The sequence below is a fragment of the Dyadobacter arcticus genome (assembly GCF_011762185.1).
GTDB lineage: Bacteria > Bacteroidota > Bacteroidia > Cytophagales > Spirosomataceae > Dyadobacter > Dyadobacter arcticus.
Map to the genome: position 1 here is coordinate 1,278,208 of NZ_JAASQJ010000001.1, position 18,839 is coordinate 1,297,046.

The following is an 18,839-nucleotide window of genomic DNA, read 5'->3' on the forward strand; positions in this document are numbered from 1 at the left end:
AATGTACAACGGACAAATAATATTTCTTTTATGCTGATTAATTGGACTTTTGTTACCTGAAATGATGCTTATCTCGGAATATTAGTTTAGTGCAATTAAATTTCACGAAATAAATTGTAATGTTTCTGATTTTGATATAAATTTCATAAAAATTCAATAAACCCATCTTTTACCTATGAGAAAAACTTTACGGTTGATGCTACTGACGTTGGTGCAGGTAGTATTTTTCATGTACACATCACAGGCCCAGGACCGGCAGGTTACCGGTAAGGTCAATGATGAAACCGGTTCGGGAATACCGGGAGCAAACATCCTGATTAAGGGTACTACGCGAGGAACAAACACGGATGCTGAGGGTAATTTTAGCATTTCGATCGGAGGAAGTGGGGTTATCATTGTTTCGTCGGTTGGTTACGCAACAAAAGAAATCGAGGTCACTCCGGCCGTTTCAAATATCACAGTTGGTCTCGAACCGGATGTGCGTAATCTGGGAGAAGTGGTCGTAACAGCGCTCGGTATTTCCAAAGAGCAAAAGACGCTGAGCTATGCCACCCAGGTAATTAATACCGAAAGCTTTTCCAAAGCGAGGGAGCTTAATGTAGCTAACTCACTATCAGGTAGGGTTGCAGGTCTCGATATTGTTCGTTCTTCTTCGGGTGTGGGTGGTTCCAGCCGTGTCGTGTTGCGTGGTGACCGTTCCATTACGGGTAACAACCAGGCGTTGATCGTTGTGGATGGGGTACCTATTGATAACTCCAACTTCAGCCCGGGTAATGCAAATGGCGGACGTGACGCGAGTGACGGTCTTTCCAGCATTAACCCTGACGACATAGAGTCTATCAACGTACTGAGAGGAGCGTCAGCGACAGCATTGTACGGAAGCCGCGCTGCGAACGGCGCCTTATTGATCACAACAAAAAAGGGAGCTGTAAGAAAAGGGGTTGGTGTAAACATTAACAGCACGTTCCAGATGGAGCAGGCAATGGAGCTTCAAAACTTCCAAAATATATACGGGCAAGGTGTTGAAGGCAAATTTTTTCCAAACAGCGAATTTAGCTGGGGGCCTAAAATGGATGGCCAGCAGGTAGCTGCATGGGGTCCTGATCCTGCAAATAAAGGCAAAACCTACGCATATTCGCCTAATCCCAATTCTTATAAGGATTTCTACTCAACCGGAACATCCATAGCCAACTCGGTTTCTTTGACAGCAGGTAACGAGAAAGTTCAAACTTATTTTTCTTACACCAATACAGCTGCAAAAGGAGTTGTATCCAACAATAAACTGAGCAGACACAATTTCAACCTTCGCCTTTCGAGCCAGATTACCAGCAAGCTTAGCTTTGACGGTAAAGTGACTTATCTGAGCGAAAAAATCGAAAACAGACAGCAAACTGGTGAAGCTTTTGCCAACCTGCAGCGTCACATTCTGCGTTTGCCAAGAAGTATCTCTTTGGAACAAGCCCAGAGTTATGAATATGTAGATCCAGCGACGGGTAAAACCTTGCAAAACTATTGGAACCCGGGATCTAACGGTGGTCAAAACCCTTACTGGATCAAAAATAAAGTACTCGCCCTTGACAATAGAGACAGGATTTACGGATTCACTTCTCTTAATTATAAGGTGGCTCCATGGTTAACTGTCATGGGACGTGCAGGATACGATAAGTACATTGATAAGTTTGAAGGCAAATGGCATACCAATACCTACACCATTGCTGATTTTGGCGATTATCAGACTAACTGGAGAGACAATGCAGAGTTAAACCTGGATTTGTTTGCTCTTGTGAGCAAACAGTTTGGTGCTGACTTCAAATTGGACGGAACAATAGGAGGTAACATTTTGCAGCGTGATTACCTCAACCATCAAACCCTTAACAATGGTCTGAACCGTGATAACTTGTTTGTGACAACCAATGCAAGAAACTCGGTGACCAATAGAACGGTAACACAAACACGTAAGCAAGGTGTGTTCGCTTCTGCTGACTTGATCTGGAAAGACGCGTTGACACTTTCCGCATCGGCTCGAAATGACTGGTCGTCTACATTGCCGACAACCAATCAGTCTTACTTCTTCCCCTCGGTGGGAGCTGCCGCGGTGTTGTCAAGTTTGTTTGACCTTCCGCAAGCTATTTCTTTTGCTAAGTTGAGAGCAAGTTATGCTTTGACAGGTAATGACGCCTCGCCATACCTTTTGACCCAGACTTATTCATACGTAGCAGGTGGAAATACAGGTTACATTGTTCGCGACGCCATCAAGCCTTTTCCGGATCTTAAACCGGAGTTGACAACTGCGAAAGAAATTGGTCTGGAAGCGAAATTTCTACAGAACCGCATTGGATTTGACCTGACTATGTACATTAGTAATTCAAAAAATCAGTTGTTTCAGGTGCCGTTGACTAATGCATCAGGATGGAGTTCTGAGTATATCAATGCAGGTAATGTAGAGAATAAGGGTGTAGAACTTACATTGACGCTCGTTCCGTTAAAAACTTCTGACTTTTCCTGGAATATTGATCTGAATTATGCAAGAAATGCCAACAAGTTAATCAAGTTGTCGGACCGGCTTTCTATATTACCACTCACCAGTGACTTTATGAACTTTGTACGGGCAGAAGAAGGTAAAGCGCTGGGTCAAATTTACAGCCGTGGTTTCCAAAGAGACGATCAGGGCCGTATTAAAGTTGGTACCAATGGAGTTCCATTAGTAACTCCGGGTACGACCGTACCTTTGGGAACTTCCCGCCCGACATGGACAGGTGGTATTTCCAACCGTTTCAGCTACAAAGGAGTTAACCTGAGCTTCCTGATAAGCGGAAGGATCGGCGGTGTGGTTACATCGTTCACCAATGCAGTAATTTACGCAGATGGCGTAACCGAGGAGACACTGGCAGGCCGTGAAGGTATGGTAGTAGATGGTGTACAGGCAGACGGAAGCAAAAACACAGTCTCCACCACAGCGGAAGTTTACTGGAAATTTGTTGGCGGACGCAATACACCAATTGGAGAGGCATTTACATACAGCGCTTCCAATATCAGGTTGAGAGAGGCTACATTGGGTTACAGCCTTCCACAGAAAATTGTAGGAAAATCACCTTTCCAGGGGGCTTCTCTCTCCATTGTGGGACGTAACTTGTTTTTCCTGATGAATAAGGCAAAAGGATTTGATCCTGAACTTGTTGCAGGTTCTGGTAACACTACTGTGGGGCTGGAATCCTTCTCGATGCCCTCCACACGCTCTCTAGGCTTGAACCTTAACTTGACATTCTAATTGTAAAAATGAAAGACATGAAAAGGAGCTATAAATTACTATCATTCGCTCTCCTAACAACTGTTGCATTTGGAACATATTCCTGTACAGATAATTTTGAGGAGATAAATACAAACAAAACCAAACTGACGTCTTTGGACGAGTTGGGAACTGAAAATGCATTTGCTGCAGCACAGTACCGGTCTGTCCAGGCCAGCTGGCAGACTTATCAAAGCCTTTTTGCCGATTTGCAGGGTCAGTACTTTGCAAACATTGCCCAAAACTTTTCTTCCGACCGGAACGTAATGGTGGGTAACTGGCTCAATGGTGCATGGACAGGTTTCTACGGCACTGCGATACCAGCATTGCTAGGTGTTTTAGAAAATACAGGTCCTGGTGGAGAATATGAAAATGCCGGAAAGTTTGCAATTGCAAATATCTGGAAAGTGTATATGTACCTGCCAAGAACAGATTACTGGGGTCCGATCCCATACTCCAAAGTAGGAAGCGGTGAATCTTCGATTGAATATGATTCGCAGGAATTCATTTATAAGGATTTTTTAACAACCTTGAAAGCTTCTGCGGCTTCTCTGGAATCGCTTAAAGGCACAAAAGTTTTTGGTACTGTTGACCAGGTTTATGCCGGGGACGTGAACAAATGGATCTTGTTCGCTAATACTTTGCGTTTGCGTATCGCCATGCGTATGTCCAAAGTTGAGCCAGCGCTGGCAAAAACGGAGGCGGAATCGGCGGTTGCAGGTGGAACATTAGCTACCAATGCAGATGACGCTTTCCTCAAAGTGACTGCTAATTCGTTCAATCCGATGAACCAGGCCACTGCTTGGAATGAATTCCGGATGAGCGCAGCAATGGAAAGCGTTTTGAAGGGGTATGCAGATCCTCGTATCAGTAAATACTACGCGCCGATAGCGGGAACAACGAATACTTTTAAAGGAATAAGAAATGGCTATACCCAGGGTCAGCTTGGTGCTCCCGAGAACAATGCGAATGCAACATCAAATGTAGCCGACGCGTTTCTCCCAGCTGTTCAGGATAAAAACCCATTTGCGATTATGTATGCTTCGGAAGCATACTTTCTGAAAGCAGAAGGCGTGCTGAAAGGATGGAATATGGGCACTGGTACTGCCAAGGAATTTTATGATAAAGGAATCGAAACTGCTATGAAGCAGTGGGGTATTGTTGATGCAGCCGCAATTGCAGCTTACATCAATGGAACTACACCTCCTGTTGCACTGGCTGATTTCTCTAAAACACCAGCTTTGACCAATGTCCCTGTGAAGTTCTCGGCAGATCCAAGCAAGCAATTGGAACAGATTATTACCCAGAAATGGCTGGCCAATTATCCGAATGGACATGAAGCTTGGGCTGAATACCGCAGGACAGGTTACCCGAAACTATATGCCCGGATTAATTCTGACAATCCAGATTCTCCAAAAGAAGCCGTGGTTCGCCGCACACCTTACGTCAGCAGTGAATTACAGACGAACAAGGCAGAAATGGATAAGGCAATTATCAAGCTAGGCGGTCCGGATAATTCTGCTACCAGACTTTGGTGGGATAAGCCTTGACGTAGTTGAAGAAATTCGGTGGTCCCGACTTTTTACGAATGCATAAGGCAGACTTTTGTCTGCCTTTTTGCTATTTTAACCATGCGTAATGTGTAGTTTTTAAATCCGACCCATCATTTTTAATACATGAAATGTTCCTATTTCTTTTTGTTGGTACTTTTTGTCGGATGTAAAGAAAAGGAAACCCTCTTTACCCTTCTGGATTCAGGCAAAACTGATATTCAGTTCAATAATTTTGTCGACGAAGACGCGGAGAACAATGTGCTGCAGTACGGCTATTTTTACAATGGCGGCGGCGTGGCGGCAGCCGATTTCAACAGCGATGGCCTCGTAGATCTTTATTTCACCGGCAATATGGTCGCCAATCAGCTTTACCTGAATAAAGGTGATTTTGAATTTGAAGACGTTTCCGCAAAATCGGGCACTGCATTGAATGAAGGATGGAAGACAGGCGTTTCGCTGGTCGATATCAACGACGATGGCTGGATCGATATCTATGTTTGCCGGGCAGGCGCCCAGGATCCGAGGCTCAGGACCAAGTTGTTATATGTCAACAATGGCAAAACCGCTGACGGCATCCCTACTTTCACCGAAAAGGCTGCGGAATATGGGCTGAATGATCCGTCCTACACGACACAGGCTGTTTTCTTTGATTACGACCGCGACGGCGATACGGATTGTTTTTTACTCAATCACTCCTTACAGCAATATGCCGGTTTCAGCAACCTTATTGCCAATTATCGCCAGCAACGTAATGATGCTTTTGGGAACAAACTTTTGCGGAATGATAGCGGCAGATTTACCAATGTGACAGACTCATCAGGCATCGTTTCCAATATTCTAAGCTTTGGGCTTGGCGTCAATATCCATGATTTTAACAATGACGGGTGGCAGGACATTTACATTTCCAATGATTACAATGAGAACGATTACCTGTATCTCAATCAAAAAGATGGCAAGTTTAGAGAAGTGATCCGGGAAGCAACCGGGCACGTTTCGCTCTATTCCATGGGCACAGATGCAGCCGATTTGAATAATGACGGATTGGCTGATATACTCACTTTGGATATGCTTCCGGCTTCCAATGAAAGGATCAAGCTGACTTCCGGTGATGATAATTATGATAAATACCAGCAATTACTGAAGGCCGGTTTCCATGATCAGACCATGCGCAACATGCTGCAAATGAACAATGGGGTCAATGCAAATGGTGTCCCGGTTTTTAGTGAGATAGGGCAGCTCGCTGGCGTTTCCAATACTGATTGGAGCTGGGCAGCATTGATGGCTGACTTCGATAATGATGGCTGGAAAGATATTTTCGTTTCCAATGGTTATGCGCGGGATTACACCAATATGGAATTCCTCAAATACTCGACCGATAAGCAATTGGAAGCCGGGCAAAGTGGTAAAACGCCGACCCAAATGGAGGTAATTGCTCAAATGCCGCCGATTAACGAGCCGGATTATATTTTCCAAAATCAAAGAAACCAGACTTTTGCCAAAAAAATGGAAGAGTGGGGTTTCAACGAAACCAATCAATCCAATGGTGCTATCTATGCCGACCTGGACAATGATGGCGACCTGGATCTTGTAGCCAGTAATGTGAATCAAAAGGCTTTTGTTTACAGGAATAATGCCGAAACCAAGCTTACCAATAAGTATTTTAAAGTAAAACTTGACTCACCGAAATACGCATTCCTCGCAGGATCAAAGCTGGACTTGTACTCAGACTCGCTATTTCAAACCCAGACGTTTATGCCGGTGCGTGGGTTTCAATCTGCCCAATGGGACTTAATTAATTTTGGTTTGGGAAATGACAAGCACATTGATTCGCTGGTAGTTACCTGGGCTGATGGAAACCGGCAGACTTTGAAAAATCTGGAAGTCAATAAGACGGTTACATTGAAATATACTGACGCAAAGAAGTATCCGGAGGCAGCCGTAGCATCGAGTACTGCGCTTTGGGAACAGACAACCGTCATCGATTTTAAACATACCGAGGACATCCGCAATGATTTTCGAATTCAGACTTTGCTGCCTAACATGCTTTCTTTCCAGGGCCCGCATTTCGCGCAAAAGGATTTGAATAAAGACGGTACCGATGACTTTTATATCGGAGGTGCCAGAGGGCAGGCAGGTGCTTTGTTCATCAGTTCCAATGGTATATTCCAAAAATCCGCACAGGCCGCTTTTGAGCAGGATGCGGCATTTGAGGATGCAGATATGGCGTTTTTTGATGCCGACAATGACGGCGACGACGACCTGCTTGTGACCAGTGCTGGTTACGAGCTTAATGCAAATGACCCGTTGCTTTCGCCGCGTCTGTACATGAATGAAAAGGGAATCTGGAAGAAATCGACGTTACCCGCTGCCGGGCTTAATGCCGGTGCGTTGGCAATATCCGACGTGGATAAGGATGGTGACCAGGACATTTTTCTGGGTACGCGGGTTACGCCCGGCCGTTTTCCCGAAAGCCCGGGCGGCGTTCTGATGATCAATGATGGAAAGGGCAAATTTACCGACAAAACCAAGGAACTGGCTTCGCACCTGACGAATGCGGGCATGGTAACCGACGCCGCGTTTGTGGATTTGAACAAAGACGGATACCCTGAATTGGTTTTGACTAACGATTGGAATACTGTGCAAGTTTTTAATAATAATAATGGGAAGCTAGCTAATGCAAGCAAAGCCTGGGGCACGTCTGGTTTAAATGGCTGTTGGAATGTGTTGCGCTCCGCCGATCTGGATGGAGACGGGGATACCGATTTTGTGATCGGCAATATGGGCAGCAATTGGCAGTGGAACCTCACTTCGCCGGAAGGGTTATCACTATATGCAGGCGATTTCGATAATCTGGGTCGGATCGTGCCGATTGTCAGCGTGATTGAAAATGGAAAGGAGTTCCCATATGCAAGCCGGGATGAATTGCTCGACCAGATCCCATCCCTCAAAAAGAAATACACCGACTATATATCCTATTCTAAAGCGAGCCTGGCCGAAATGCTTCCTGCTGACAAGTTGAAAGCGGCCCAAAAGCTTTCGGCTAAGGAATTCAGGAGCGGTATCCTGGAAAACAAATCGGGCAAGCTCGTTTTTCGTCCGTTACCTGTTGAGGCGCAATTTGCACCGGTATATGCCATTTCGATTGTTGATATGAATGCGGATGGCAAGCCCGACATTGTATTGGGTGGAAATTTGAAACAAACCCGTGTCAGGATCGGGAAGAATGATGCTAATCTTTTACAAGTGTTCCTCAACAAGGGTCCGATGAAGTTTGACTACCTCCCGCAGGCAAAAAGTGGCTTTTACGTCAACGGAGATGTTCGTGATCTGATGATTTTCAAATCGGCCGGGCAAACGTTTCTGCTGGGCGCTGTAAATAATGCAGATGTGATCGGCTATAAACTGCGAGCAGATAAAAATTAATTTTTAATTAAAATTTTGGAAGGTCCCGAAGTCTGAATCCATGACTTCGGGACTTTTTGTGTTTGGCGGTTACAACAGTCAGAGACTAGAATTATTCATTATCAATGAATTTAAAGTATTTTTTGGATTTTCATAAAGAGCATCGCAATTCTAAAATCTCCAACCTTTTAATTAATAAAAAATTAAAAAAACAAATTAAAATGGTGTTATTCTTAAAATTATTTAATTAGAAATTTTTTTAAGATATTTGCCGGAACGGATATTATACGTTGTAATATTCGGCGATGCCAAATTTAACTAATAACTAATTTTACTAATTTATCAATCTATGAAAGAAAAGCTACTTAAAGCCTTGGGTAAGGGTATTATCCCACTCGGGTTATTTCTGCTTTTTGCATCACAATCGGCTTTCGCTCAGGAAAGGACAGTTACCGGTAAAGTGACAGACGAAAAAGACCAGGGTTTGCCTGGTGCTACAATTACGATCAAAGGCTCGACCAAAGGTTCCAATGCTGATGCAGCAGGAAATTTCAGCCTTCCTGGAGTGAATGATTCAGATATCCTTGTGATCAGTTCAATTGGATATCTCAGACAAGAAATCGGCGTGGGCAGCCGCAGTGTAGTTGACTTGAAACTCGAACCCGATGTAGCGAATCTTCAGGAAGTAGTGGTAACTGCATTGGGTATCTCCAAGGAAACCAGGAAACTGGGCTACTCGGTGACGACTATTGGCGGTGAGCTGATGACGAAGGCGCGTGAAACGAACGTAGCCAATTCGCTTGCAGGACGGGTTGCAGGTTTGAATGTAAAAGGAACGAGCGGTGGTCCGGGTGGAACGGCCAAGATCCTGATGCGCGGTATGCCAAGTATGAACTCAGCAGGTTCGCCACTGATCGTCATCAACGGAGTTCCAATGGACAATACGCAAAGAGGTAGTGCGGGAGAATGGGGTGGCGCAGATGGCGGCGACGGTATTGGTAACCTTAATCCGGACGATGTGGAAAGCATGACCGTCTTGAAAGGTCAGGCAGCTTCTGCTTTGTTTGGCGCAAGGGCTTCCAATGGTGTGATCCTTATTAAAACCAAATCGGGTAAAAAAGGGGATTTCTCAGTGGATTACAACCTGAACTACTCGGCCGATGCACCAAGGGATATGACTGATTTTCAGTACGAGTATGGTCAGGGAATTGGCGGTGTAAAGCCAACTACTGCTGCATTGGCACAACAAACGGGACGTATGAGCTGGGGAGCCAAATTAGATGGCTCTCAGGTAATCCAGTTTGATGGTAAAATGTATGACTACTCGGCGCAAAAAGACAATGTGAAGAATTTTTACAGGACAGGTACCAACTTCACAAACAGCTTATCGGTAACCAAAGGAGGTGACAATGGTTCTTTCCGTCTTTCGGTTGCGAACCTGGATACCAAATCCATTATTCCAAACAGCGGTTTGGGCAGAAAAACCTTCAACCTTACTGCGGACCAGAACATTACCAAAAAGTTGAGCATCAATGTGATGGGCAACTACGTGATCGAGAACGTTAAAAATAAGCCACAGCTTAGCGACGGTCCGATGAATGCAAACAACGGAATGTTCCTGGCTACCAACATTGACCAAAGGATACTTTCACCTGGATATGATCCTGTGACAGGCAAAGAAATCGTTTTCAGCGATGACGAATACGTGACGAACCCTTATTTTGTTACAAACCAATATGTTAACAATGTCGATCGTAAACGTCTGATCTCTGCATTGGCTACCAAATTCCAGTTTACCAGCTGGCTTTATGCACAGGCAAGAATTGGTTATGACAACGCCAATGACCGTACTTTCAGGGTAACACCTTGGGGAACAGGATATTCTTCTCAGGGAAAAGGTGGTTTGGATGAATTGTCCAACACACAGCGCACTGAGTTGAACGTGGACGGTCTAATTGGTTTCAATAAGTCGTTGAACAATGATGAATTCACGATTGATGCGATCGTTGGGGCCAATTTGAGAAGGAACAAGTATGAAAAAATTCAGGTCGGCGGTGGTCCTTTCGTATTGCCTTATCTGTACAGTTTCAACAACGTGGTCAATTTCAGCAGGGATTACGGCGTTTCCAACACCGAGGTACAGTCTGCCTATTATAGCGTTGATTTAGGTTATAAAGGGTTTTTGAACCTAAGCACTACGGGACGTTATGATACTTACTCCACTTTGCCAAGTGCAGCAAGAAGCATTTTCACTCCTTCTGTAACCGGTTCCTTCATCTTCAATGATTTGTTCGACGTTCCAAACCTGAGCTTTGGTAAAGTTCGTGCATCCTACGCGCGTACCAGCGGCGAGCCTACAAGTGCTTACGGAACCGCGATTTATTATGGCGTTGGTAATGCATTCAACGGGGTGCCAACTGGTAATTTCAGCGATCAGCTTCCAAACTTGTTCCTGAAACCATTTACAAAAAGCGAAGTTGAAGTAGGTCTTGAACTTAAATTCTTTGGCAACCGCCTGGGTCTTGATCTTGCTTACTACAATCAGAAAACAGAAAACGAAATCATGCCAGCCAATTACAGTAGCTCAACAGGTTACGTAAGAGGTGTTGTAGGATCGGGTTCAGTTCAAAACCGCGGTTTGGAAGTGCTGGTGACAGGATCGCCTATCAAAACTTCAAAAGTGAACTGGAATGTTTCCTTCAACCTGACGTCGGTTAAAAACAAGATACTTCAGACAGATGCGGACAACAGCCCGATCACATTGGGTTCAAACCGGGCTACGCTGGGTAATGCTGTTACTGCGTTCGTAGTAGGCAAAGCAGGACCTCAGATCCGCGCTTATGATTATCAGTATGCAAGCAATGGCGAAATCGTGGTAGATCCGTCGGGTTATCCTGTTCGCGGTAACCTCGTTGACCTGGGTACTGTTCTGCCTACATTATATGGTGGTTTGAACAACGAATTCAATCTGGGAGACCTTAATATTTCATTCCTGATAGACTATAACTATGGTAACAAAATCCTTTCAGCTACCGAAAACTATGCTTACAGAAGAGGTTTGCATAAGGCTACATTGGAAGGACGTGATGGGATTACCACAGGTGTTTCCGAAGGCGGGGTGGCTAACACGGTTCAGGCAACTGCGCAGGGATATTACACGGCTTTGGCCAACAACATTACCAAGCTGAGTGTGGTGGACGGTGATTTTATCAAACTTCGCCAGTTCACGATCGGTTACAGTATCCCAAGCAGACTGATCGAAAATTGGAAGCTGATCCGTGCTGTAAACGTTTCCCTGGTTTCGCGGAACTTGTTTTACATCATGAAGAAAACAACAAACATTGATCCGGAAGCAACATTTGGTGCCAACCTGAACTACTCAGGTATCGAGGGCACCAGCTTGCCTTCAACACGTAACTATGGTGTCAATGTAAACTTTAAGTTTAAATGAAAAACACAATGAAAAAGAAATTCATAACAATAATACTTGCCGCTGGACTGCTTCCGGTTGCCTGTACCGATGATTTTGATGCGCTGAACACAGACCCGACGAAGTCATCCTCGACGACTTTTGATGCTAACCTGTTGTTGCCGAGTGTTCAATGGAAATATGTAAGTTCTACTGCGGGATATAGCGGTGCAATCCTTTTCCAAAGCATGTGGGTTCAGATCCTGGCTTCTACGACCTCAGGCGCTGCCAACTATTATTCCAATGCGGATAAGTACGTGATATCCAGCAATACCAATTCCTACCTGGCAAGTACCTGGAACGGGGATTATAGCGCGGCAAGTTTTGCCTATGAAATGGAGCAGCTTACCAAGGACAAGCCAGCATTGGCGAACCTGGGCAACATTGCGATCATTATGCAGGTACAGTCACTGGCAACCATTTCGGATGTTTACGGGGACATTCCTTATTCTGAGGCACTTCAGGCTAAAAGCGGAACAACACTGCCGGTTTACGACGCCCAGGAGAGCATTTACAAATCATTGCTTGCCAAGCTGGAAACAGCAACAGCCGCATTGGATGCTTCAAAGCCAATCCCTACCAACGATGCATTTGCAAATTACAAGGGAGATATCAGCAAGTGGAAAAAGTACGGCTATTCACTGATGCTTAAAATGGCCATGCGCCTGGTTAAAACGGATCCAGCAACTGCTAAAACCTATGCAGAAAAAGCAGCAGCAGGCGGAACATTTGCCAGCATGGCAGACGATGCTTACGTGATCGGTGACGATGCGAATGGTTATACCAATGGAAATGCTTCTGCTTTGGCTACGCCAGCGGATCTCTATCAGGTGAGATGGAGCAAAACGCTGATCGACTTCCTAAAAGCAAAAGGTGATCCAAGGCTTTCAAAAATCGCCGAGGTACCCATTGCCGGATTGGCAGGAAACCAGAATGCAGCAGCAGGAAGTTCTGACGTGGCCATACAAATGGGTTTGCCAAATGGTTATGATCTGAATGGTGGAGCGACAGACATTACGAAAGCCGCGGGGTTCCCGGGTGCTAACGGAACTGGCGGTGATGCGACTCCAATCGGAAAATATTCCCGACCAACTGGCATTTACAGGGCCAGAGGGGGTCCACTTTTCGTACTGACTTTTGCTGAAACTGAATTGCTTTTGGCAGAAGCTGCGACACGTGGTTTCGCAGTTGGCACAACAACAGCGGCAGTTCACTATAAAAATGCGGTTTCTGCGGGTATCCAGGCATTGGGCCGCTTTGGCGCAGCAGCTGAGATTACGCCTGCGGTTGCGGATGCATTTGCAACAGCCCATCCATTGGTTGCTGGCAATGCATTGGAACAGATCAATACGGAATACTGGGCAACAACTGGTATCCTGTTCAACTTTGTTGAATCGTGGAATAACTGGAAAAGATCGGGTTTTCCTAACCTTACCCCGGTTAACTACGTCGGCAACTTTTCCGGCGGTATGATCCCGAGAAGACAACTTTACCCAACCGGTGAAGCAACATTGAACGGTGCCAATTACAATGAAGCAGTTGGAAGACTTTCCGGCGGCGACAAATGGCAATCACGCGTTTGGTGGGATAAATAAATGGTATGAAAGCGGTAAGGAATGTAAATTTCTTACCGCTTTCAAATAAAATGACTACGCTAAGTTTTAACTTCAACCTAAAGTTGAAGTTTTTTTATTTATAGTAAATTCCCCTGATCGGCATAAGTACTGAATGAATACCAACGGGCGCCTTCGTTACCTCTTCTTTTCGTTTATTCTGGCATTTGCTGTGTCGGCAGCCTGGGCGCAGCAACCTTTGTTCAGGCTTCTTCCGCCAAAGCAAACCGGCGTTGAGTTTATCAATAGCATTAATGAAGACGAGAGCCAGAACGTCATGTCCTACGAATATTTTTACAACGGCGGCGGCGTGGCGGTTGGGGACCTTAATAATGACGGTTTCGACGATCTTTTCTTCACCTCCAACATGGGGCCCAATAAGCTCTACCTGAATCTCGGAGCGACGAAAGATCAGGCTTTGAAATTCAAAGACATTACTTCCAGTGCTGCAAAAGGGCTTGAAGGCCGCAAAGGCGGATGGAAAACCGGGGTTACCATGGCCGATGTTAATGGCGACGGGTTATTGGACATTCATATTTGCTATTCGGGAAAAGTGGATGATGAAAAGCGCAAGAACCAGCTCTTCATCAACCAGGGAAATCTGAAATTTATTGAACAGGCAGCGCAGTACGGCCTGGACAACATTAGTTACAGCACGCAAGCCGCATTTTTTGATTATGATAATGATGGCGACCTGGATATGATGCTGCTGAACCATAGTGTTAAGAAGATTGACAATATGGAGTTGGCCAAGTTCAAAACCGAAACCGACGCATTGGCCGGGAACAAGCTCTTTGAAAACCAGAAAAACCATTTTGTAGAAGTTACGCAAAAGGCGGGCATTCACCAGTACCCGCTGACATTCGGGCTGGGTATTGCAATCTCAGATGTGAATCAGGACGGCTGGGAAGATATTTACGTTACCAACGACTATAACGAGTCCGACTACCTGTATATCAATAACCAGGACGGGACATTTAAAGACGTTACCCAGCAATATTTCAGGCATATCGCCCAATTCTCGATGGGTATCGACATTGCGGATTTCAACAATGACGGTCTTCCTGATATCATGTCGCTGGATATGCTGCCTGAGGACAATCAGCGGCAGAAGTTGTTGCAATTGCAGGAAAATTACGAGTCGTTTGAGCTGATGCAGCAGCAAAACCTGCACAAGCAATATATGCGCAATATGCTGCAGCTGAACAACGGCGACGGCACATTCAGTGAGATCGCGCAGGTTTCGGGTGTTTCCAATACCGATTGGAGCTGGAGTCCGCTTTTTGCTGATTTTGACAATGATGGCTTCAAGGATCTTTTTGTTTCAAATGGCTATCTGAGGGATTACACCAATAAGGATTTTTTAAAATACTGGGGGGATTACAAATTTAAAAGAGCGGTTGATAAGGCTCCGTTTCAATTGATGGACCTGATTAAGGCGATGCCCTCCACCAAACTTGCCAGCTACATTTTCCGGAATAATCAGGATCTTACTTTCGCTAAAAAACAACAGGAATGGGGATTAATGGAGCCCGCCGTTTCAAGTGGCGCCGTATATGCCGATCTGGACAATGACGGCGACCTCGATTTGGTTGTGAACAACATTAATGATCCTGCTTTTGTATATCAGAATATGGCCGTGGAGCAGGGCGGCGGTTCTTGGTTGCAATTGAGTTTGAAACAGAAATCCGGGAACGGGAATAGCATTGGGGCCAGGGTTTATGTTTTTAATAAAGGGAAACTGCAATACCAGGAGCTGAATCCAAACAGAGGTTACCTTTCCTGCACACCATTGCGACTGCATTTTGGATTGGGTAAGGAAACTGCTGCGGATTCGGTGAAGATTATTTGGCCCGATGGAAGTGTAGAAATCAGGAAAGAGGTAAAGGCCAATCAGTTGCTGGTAATTGAGAAACAAGATGGTAAAAAACCTGCGAAAACAGCGTCCGTTAAGTCGTCAACATTGTTTCAGAAAGAGGGAAATCTGGTTACCTACCAGCATGAAGGCTTTAATGAAAACGACTTCAAGCGACAGCCGCTGATGCTGACCATGTATTCGCAAACCGGGCCGATTATTGCAAAAGGAGATGTGAACAAGGATGGGCTGGACGATATTTTTGTGAGCGGCGACCAGAACAAGCAGGCGAAGATCTGGTTGCAGAATGAAAAAGGGACATTCAAAGAAATGCCCGATTTCGCGATAGGCGACGAGAATGTTTCCGCCACTTCCTGCGCCGTTTTTTTTGACGCTAATGGCGATGGTTTTGATGATTTGTATGTCGCAAAAGGCGGTTACTCGCTTTTTGAACCCAATACCTATTCTTTACAGGATGAAATTTACCTAAATGATGGAAAAGGCAAGCTGAATTTATCCGTGCTCTCCATTCCCAACATGAAAGCCAGCAGCAAGTCCTGTGTGCGGCCATTTGATTTTGACAAGGATGGCGACCTGGACCTTTTTGTCGGAGGACGCATTATTCCGGGCCGTTATCCCGAATCTCCGGTTTCTTTCCTGCTTGTGAATGATGGGAAAGCCAATTTTACAATAAAAGAATCGCCGTTCTTCAAGGTAGGTATGGTGACGGATGCACAATGGTCGGACCTGAATGCGGACGGTAAAGTAGAACTGGTTATTGTGGGAGAAATGATGCCGGTTAAGGTATTCAGTTTCAATGGAAAAGATTTTGAGGATAAAACAGCGCAGTATTTCAAAGACGAAGAAACTGGTTTTTGGTCCGCGTTGAAAATAGAAGACCTGGATGGGGATGGAAAACCAGATATGGTAGCCGGAAATCTTGGATTGAACTCCCAAATCAAAGCATCGAAGGACGAGCCAGCTGAACTATATTTTGCCGACTTTGATAAAAATGGCTCTATTGATCCATTTTTTAGTTTTTATGTTCAGGGGAAATCCTATCCATTTGTAAGCCGGGATGAGCTTAACGATCAGATTTACCCGATGCGGAAGAAGTTCGGCTTTTACAGAGATTACGCGAATGCTTCCATCAAAGAAATGTTTTCACAGACGGAGCTGGACAATGCAACCAAGCTCGAAGCCAAAGAAATAAGAACGGTTATGTTCCGGAACAAGGACGCTGGCTTTGAAAAACAGGGATTGCCCATTGAAGCGCAATTTGCCCCGGTAACTTCTATATCGGTAAAGGATTATAACAATGATGGCAAAAAAGACTTGCTTTTGTTGGGTAATAAAATGGATAACCGCCTTAAATTGGGAAGCATGGATGCCAATTACGGCTGCTTGCTTACCGGGGACGGAAAAGGGGCATTTACCTATCAAGGCCAGCCAGTATCCGGCTTGTCAGTAGTTGGGGATGTTAAGTCGGCCATCGACATGACCATTGGAAAGCATCCTTATATTGTGGTTGGTGCTTTTAACCAGACCCTACAATTTTATAAAAATGAAAAAAAGTAATGCATAAAATACTGACCGTCTTATTGCTTTGCTGCCAGCTTTCATTTGCAAATGTATGGAAGGACGAGTTGCGTACGCATTTGCAGCCGGCTGTTTTTTCGGTTACAATGGTGATGATCCATGATGTTGTGAACCCGCCCGCAGCTTCCCGTTTTTACACATATTGCATGATGGGCGCCTACGAAATCGTGGCGCAGAACAATAAGAAAATTCTTTCCCCCACCACATTCATTCCCAGCATCAAACCTATTACCATTGAAGCGGGCAGCGAATACGACTACCGGATTGCAGCGCTGTATTGCATCCTGGAAACCGGTCGGCTGATCCTTCCGTCGGGATCTATGCTGGAAGAAGACCAGAAAAAACTCATCATTGCTTTGCTGCGGGAAGGCTATTCACAAAAAACCATTGACCTGGCCATCGCAGTGTCCGAAGAAGTTGCAAAGAAACTTGCCGCCAATGCTGCCACCGACGGATATCTGAAACTGAGCACCCGGGTAAGGTACCGGCCCAAAAAAGGCGATGCTTACTGGTTTCCAACACCGCCCGGATATATAGAAGGCATTGAGCCGCATTGGAAAACGATCCGCCCGATGATGATCGATTCGAGCGGCCAGTTTGTTCCAAAACCTCCGGTTGCTTTTAGTAAGGATACTTCCAGTGAATTTTATAAAATGACAAAGGAAGTGTATCTGGTGGGAAAAAACCTGACGGAAAAAGAACGGTTCATCGCCTCGTATTGGGATTGCAACCCGTTCGCGATCAATACTTCCGGCCATATGTCGATCGGTTTTAAAAAGATCAGCCCGGGCGGACATTGGATGAACATTACCGGCATTGCCACCACAAAGGCGAACCTGGACGTTGATCAGGGTATTCTGGTCCATGCATTGGCAGCGGCAACATTAATGGATGCGTTCATCAGTTGCTGGGACGAAAAATACCGCAGCAGCAGGGTACGGCCTGAAACAGTCATCACCCGATCCATCGATCAAAAATGGCAACCGCTTTTGCAGACGCCGCCATTTCCCGAGTATACCAGTGGGCATAGCGTAATATCAACAGCTGTTTCGGAGACGTTAACCTATTTATTAGGCGACAATTTTTCCTTCCGCGACGATACCGAAGTCATTTTTGATCTCCCTACCCGCGACTTCAAATCATTTCGCCACGCAGCCGAAGAAGCCGCCATTTCGCGACTCTACGGCGGCATACATTACCGCGACGCCATCGAGAATGGCCAGGCCCAGGGGAAAGCAATTGGTCAGTTTATTGTGGAGAAACTAAAGAGTAATGGGATAAAACCTGTTATTTGAGAAAGCAATGGGACCGAAAATGTTAAAAATGATCAGAAAACTCACCCTTTTATTTTTATCCTCAGTCTTTAATATTCTGCTATCCAATGCGCAATCTGTGCAAAAGGAAAAGCCGGAAGTTCAGTCTGTACTGTCAAAATGGAGTTTTGGGCTGAATGGTGGGATGGGATACCGGTTATTTCGGACGGGTAGGATCATCACAACTGCTGCTAATCAAAAGTATCTTAATGATTTTAAATCAGGAATTTCGTTTGGTGGCAATGCGGCTTATTTCCCGTGGCGTAGAGCTGGGTTTGGGTTGAGATATGACAGGTACCAAAGCAAAGCTTCCACAGTTGATCTTACAGAAGACGTGACGATCCAGCATTTAAGTGGCTTGCTGACCCATCGCTCCATCGTTGGAAAACGGAATGCTACCGTACTGACCTCACTGCTAATGGGTTATCAGCCCTATCAAAATAAAGCTACCTCGGGTGACGAGCATTTTACGTTCACCGGAAAGACAATGGGTTGGGGGGTAAGTGTGGGTATCGAACAGCGGCTTGGCCAAAATTTCGGGCTTAACCTGACCGGGACGGCGATGATGGGCGCTATCTACCGAATGGAGAGAAAAACCGACATCAGTACAGCCACATTGCATTTATCCAAAGACAATAGCGTAGATCTTTCCCGGTTTTCACTTACCCTGGGGTTTGCGTTTTTGAAATAACGGTTGACATTAGTACCTGTTTATCATCATCAAAACTATACTAAAATCGGAGTTGAGA

At 45.3% G+C, this 18,839-nt stretch carries 8 protein-coding genes; all 8 read left to right on the top strand.

Annotated features, from left to right (window positions below; translation table 11 throughout):
- Positions 1-175: 175 nt before the first annotated feature.
- The 8 genes from FHS68_RS05400 (at position 176) to FHS68_RS05435 (ending at position 18,781) form a co-directional block, all read left to right on the top strand.
- Positions 176-3,268 (top strand): SusC/RagA family TonB-linked outer membrane protein, encoded by a 3,093-nt coding sequence (locus FHS68_RS05400; RefSeq protein WP_167267896.1) that lies wholly within the window; start codon positions 176-178, stop codon positions 3,266-3,268.
- Positions 3,269-3,285: 17 nt separating this feature from the next.
- Positions 3,286-4,836 (top strand): SusD/RagB family nutrient-binding outer membrane lipoprotein, encoded by a 1,551-nt coding sequence (locus FHS68_RS05405; protein WP_167267897.1) that lies wholly within the window; start codon positions 3,286-3,288, stop codon positions 4,834-4,836.
- 126 nt (positions 4,837-4,962) lie between these two features.
- On the top strand, positions 4,963-8,262 hold the full coding sequence (locus FHS68_RS05410; RefSeq protein ID WP_167267899.1) for a VCBS repeat-containing protein: 3,300 nt from the start codon (positions 4,963-4,965) through the stop codon (positions 8,260-8,262).
- Positions 8,263-8,590: 328 nt separating this feature from the next.
- Positions 8,591-11,692 (top strand): SusC/RagA family TonB-linked outer membrane protein, encoded by a 3,102-nt coding sequence (locus FHS68_RS05415; protein WP_167267900.1) that lies wholly within the window; start codon positions 8,591-8,593, stop codon positions 11,690-11,692.
- Between the two features lie 8 nt (positions 11,693-11,700).
- Complete coding sequence (locus FHS68_RS05420) at positions 11,701-13,305, top strand: SusD/RagB family nutrient-binding outer membrane lipoprotein (RefSeq protein ID WP_229211777.1); 1,605 nt, start codon at positions 11,701-11,703, stop codon at positions 13,303-13,305.
- Between the two features lie 133 nt (positions 13,306-13,438).
- On the top strand, positions 13,439-16,756 hold the full coding sequence (locus FHS68_RS05425) for a VCBS repeat-containing protein (protein WP_167267903.1): 3,318 nt from the start codon (positions 13,439-13,441) through the stop codon (positions 16,754-16,756).
- Positions 16,756-18,072 (top strand): vanadium-dependent haloperoxidase, encoded by a 1,317-nt coding sequence (locus FHS68_RS05430; protein ID WP_167267905.1) that lies wholly within the window; start codon positions 16,756-16,758, stop codon positions 18,070-18,072. The genes FHS68_RS05425 and FHS68_RS05430 overlap by 1 nt, the downstream gene beginning before the upstream one ends.
- A 28-nt stretch (positions 18,073-18,100) precedes the next feature.
- Positions 18,101-18,781, top strand: coding sequence for a porin family protein (locus tag FHS68_RS05435; protein WP_167267907.1), 681 nt, complete (start codon positions 18,101-18,103; stop codon positions 18,779-18,781).
- The last annotated feature ends 58 nt before the right edge of the window (positions 18,782-18,839 follow it).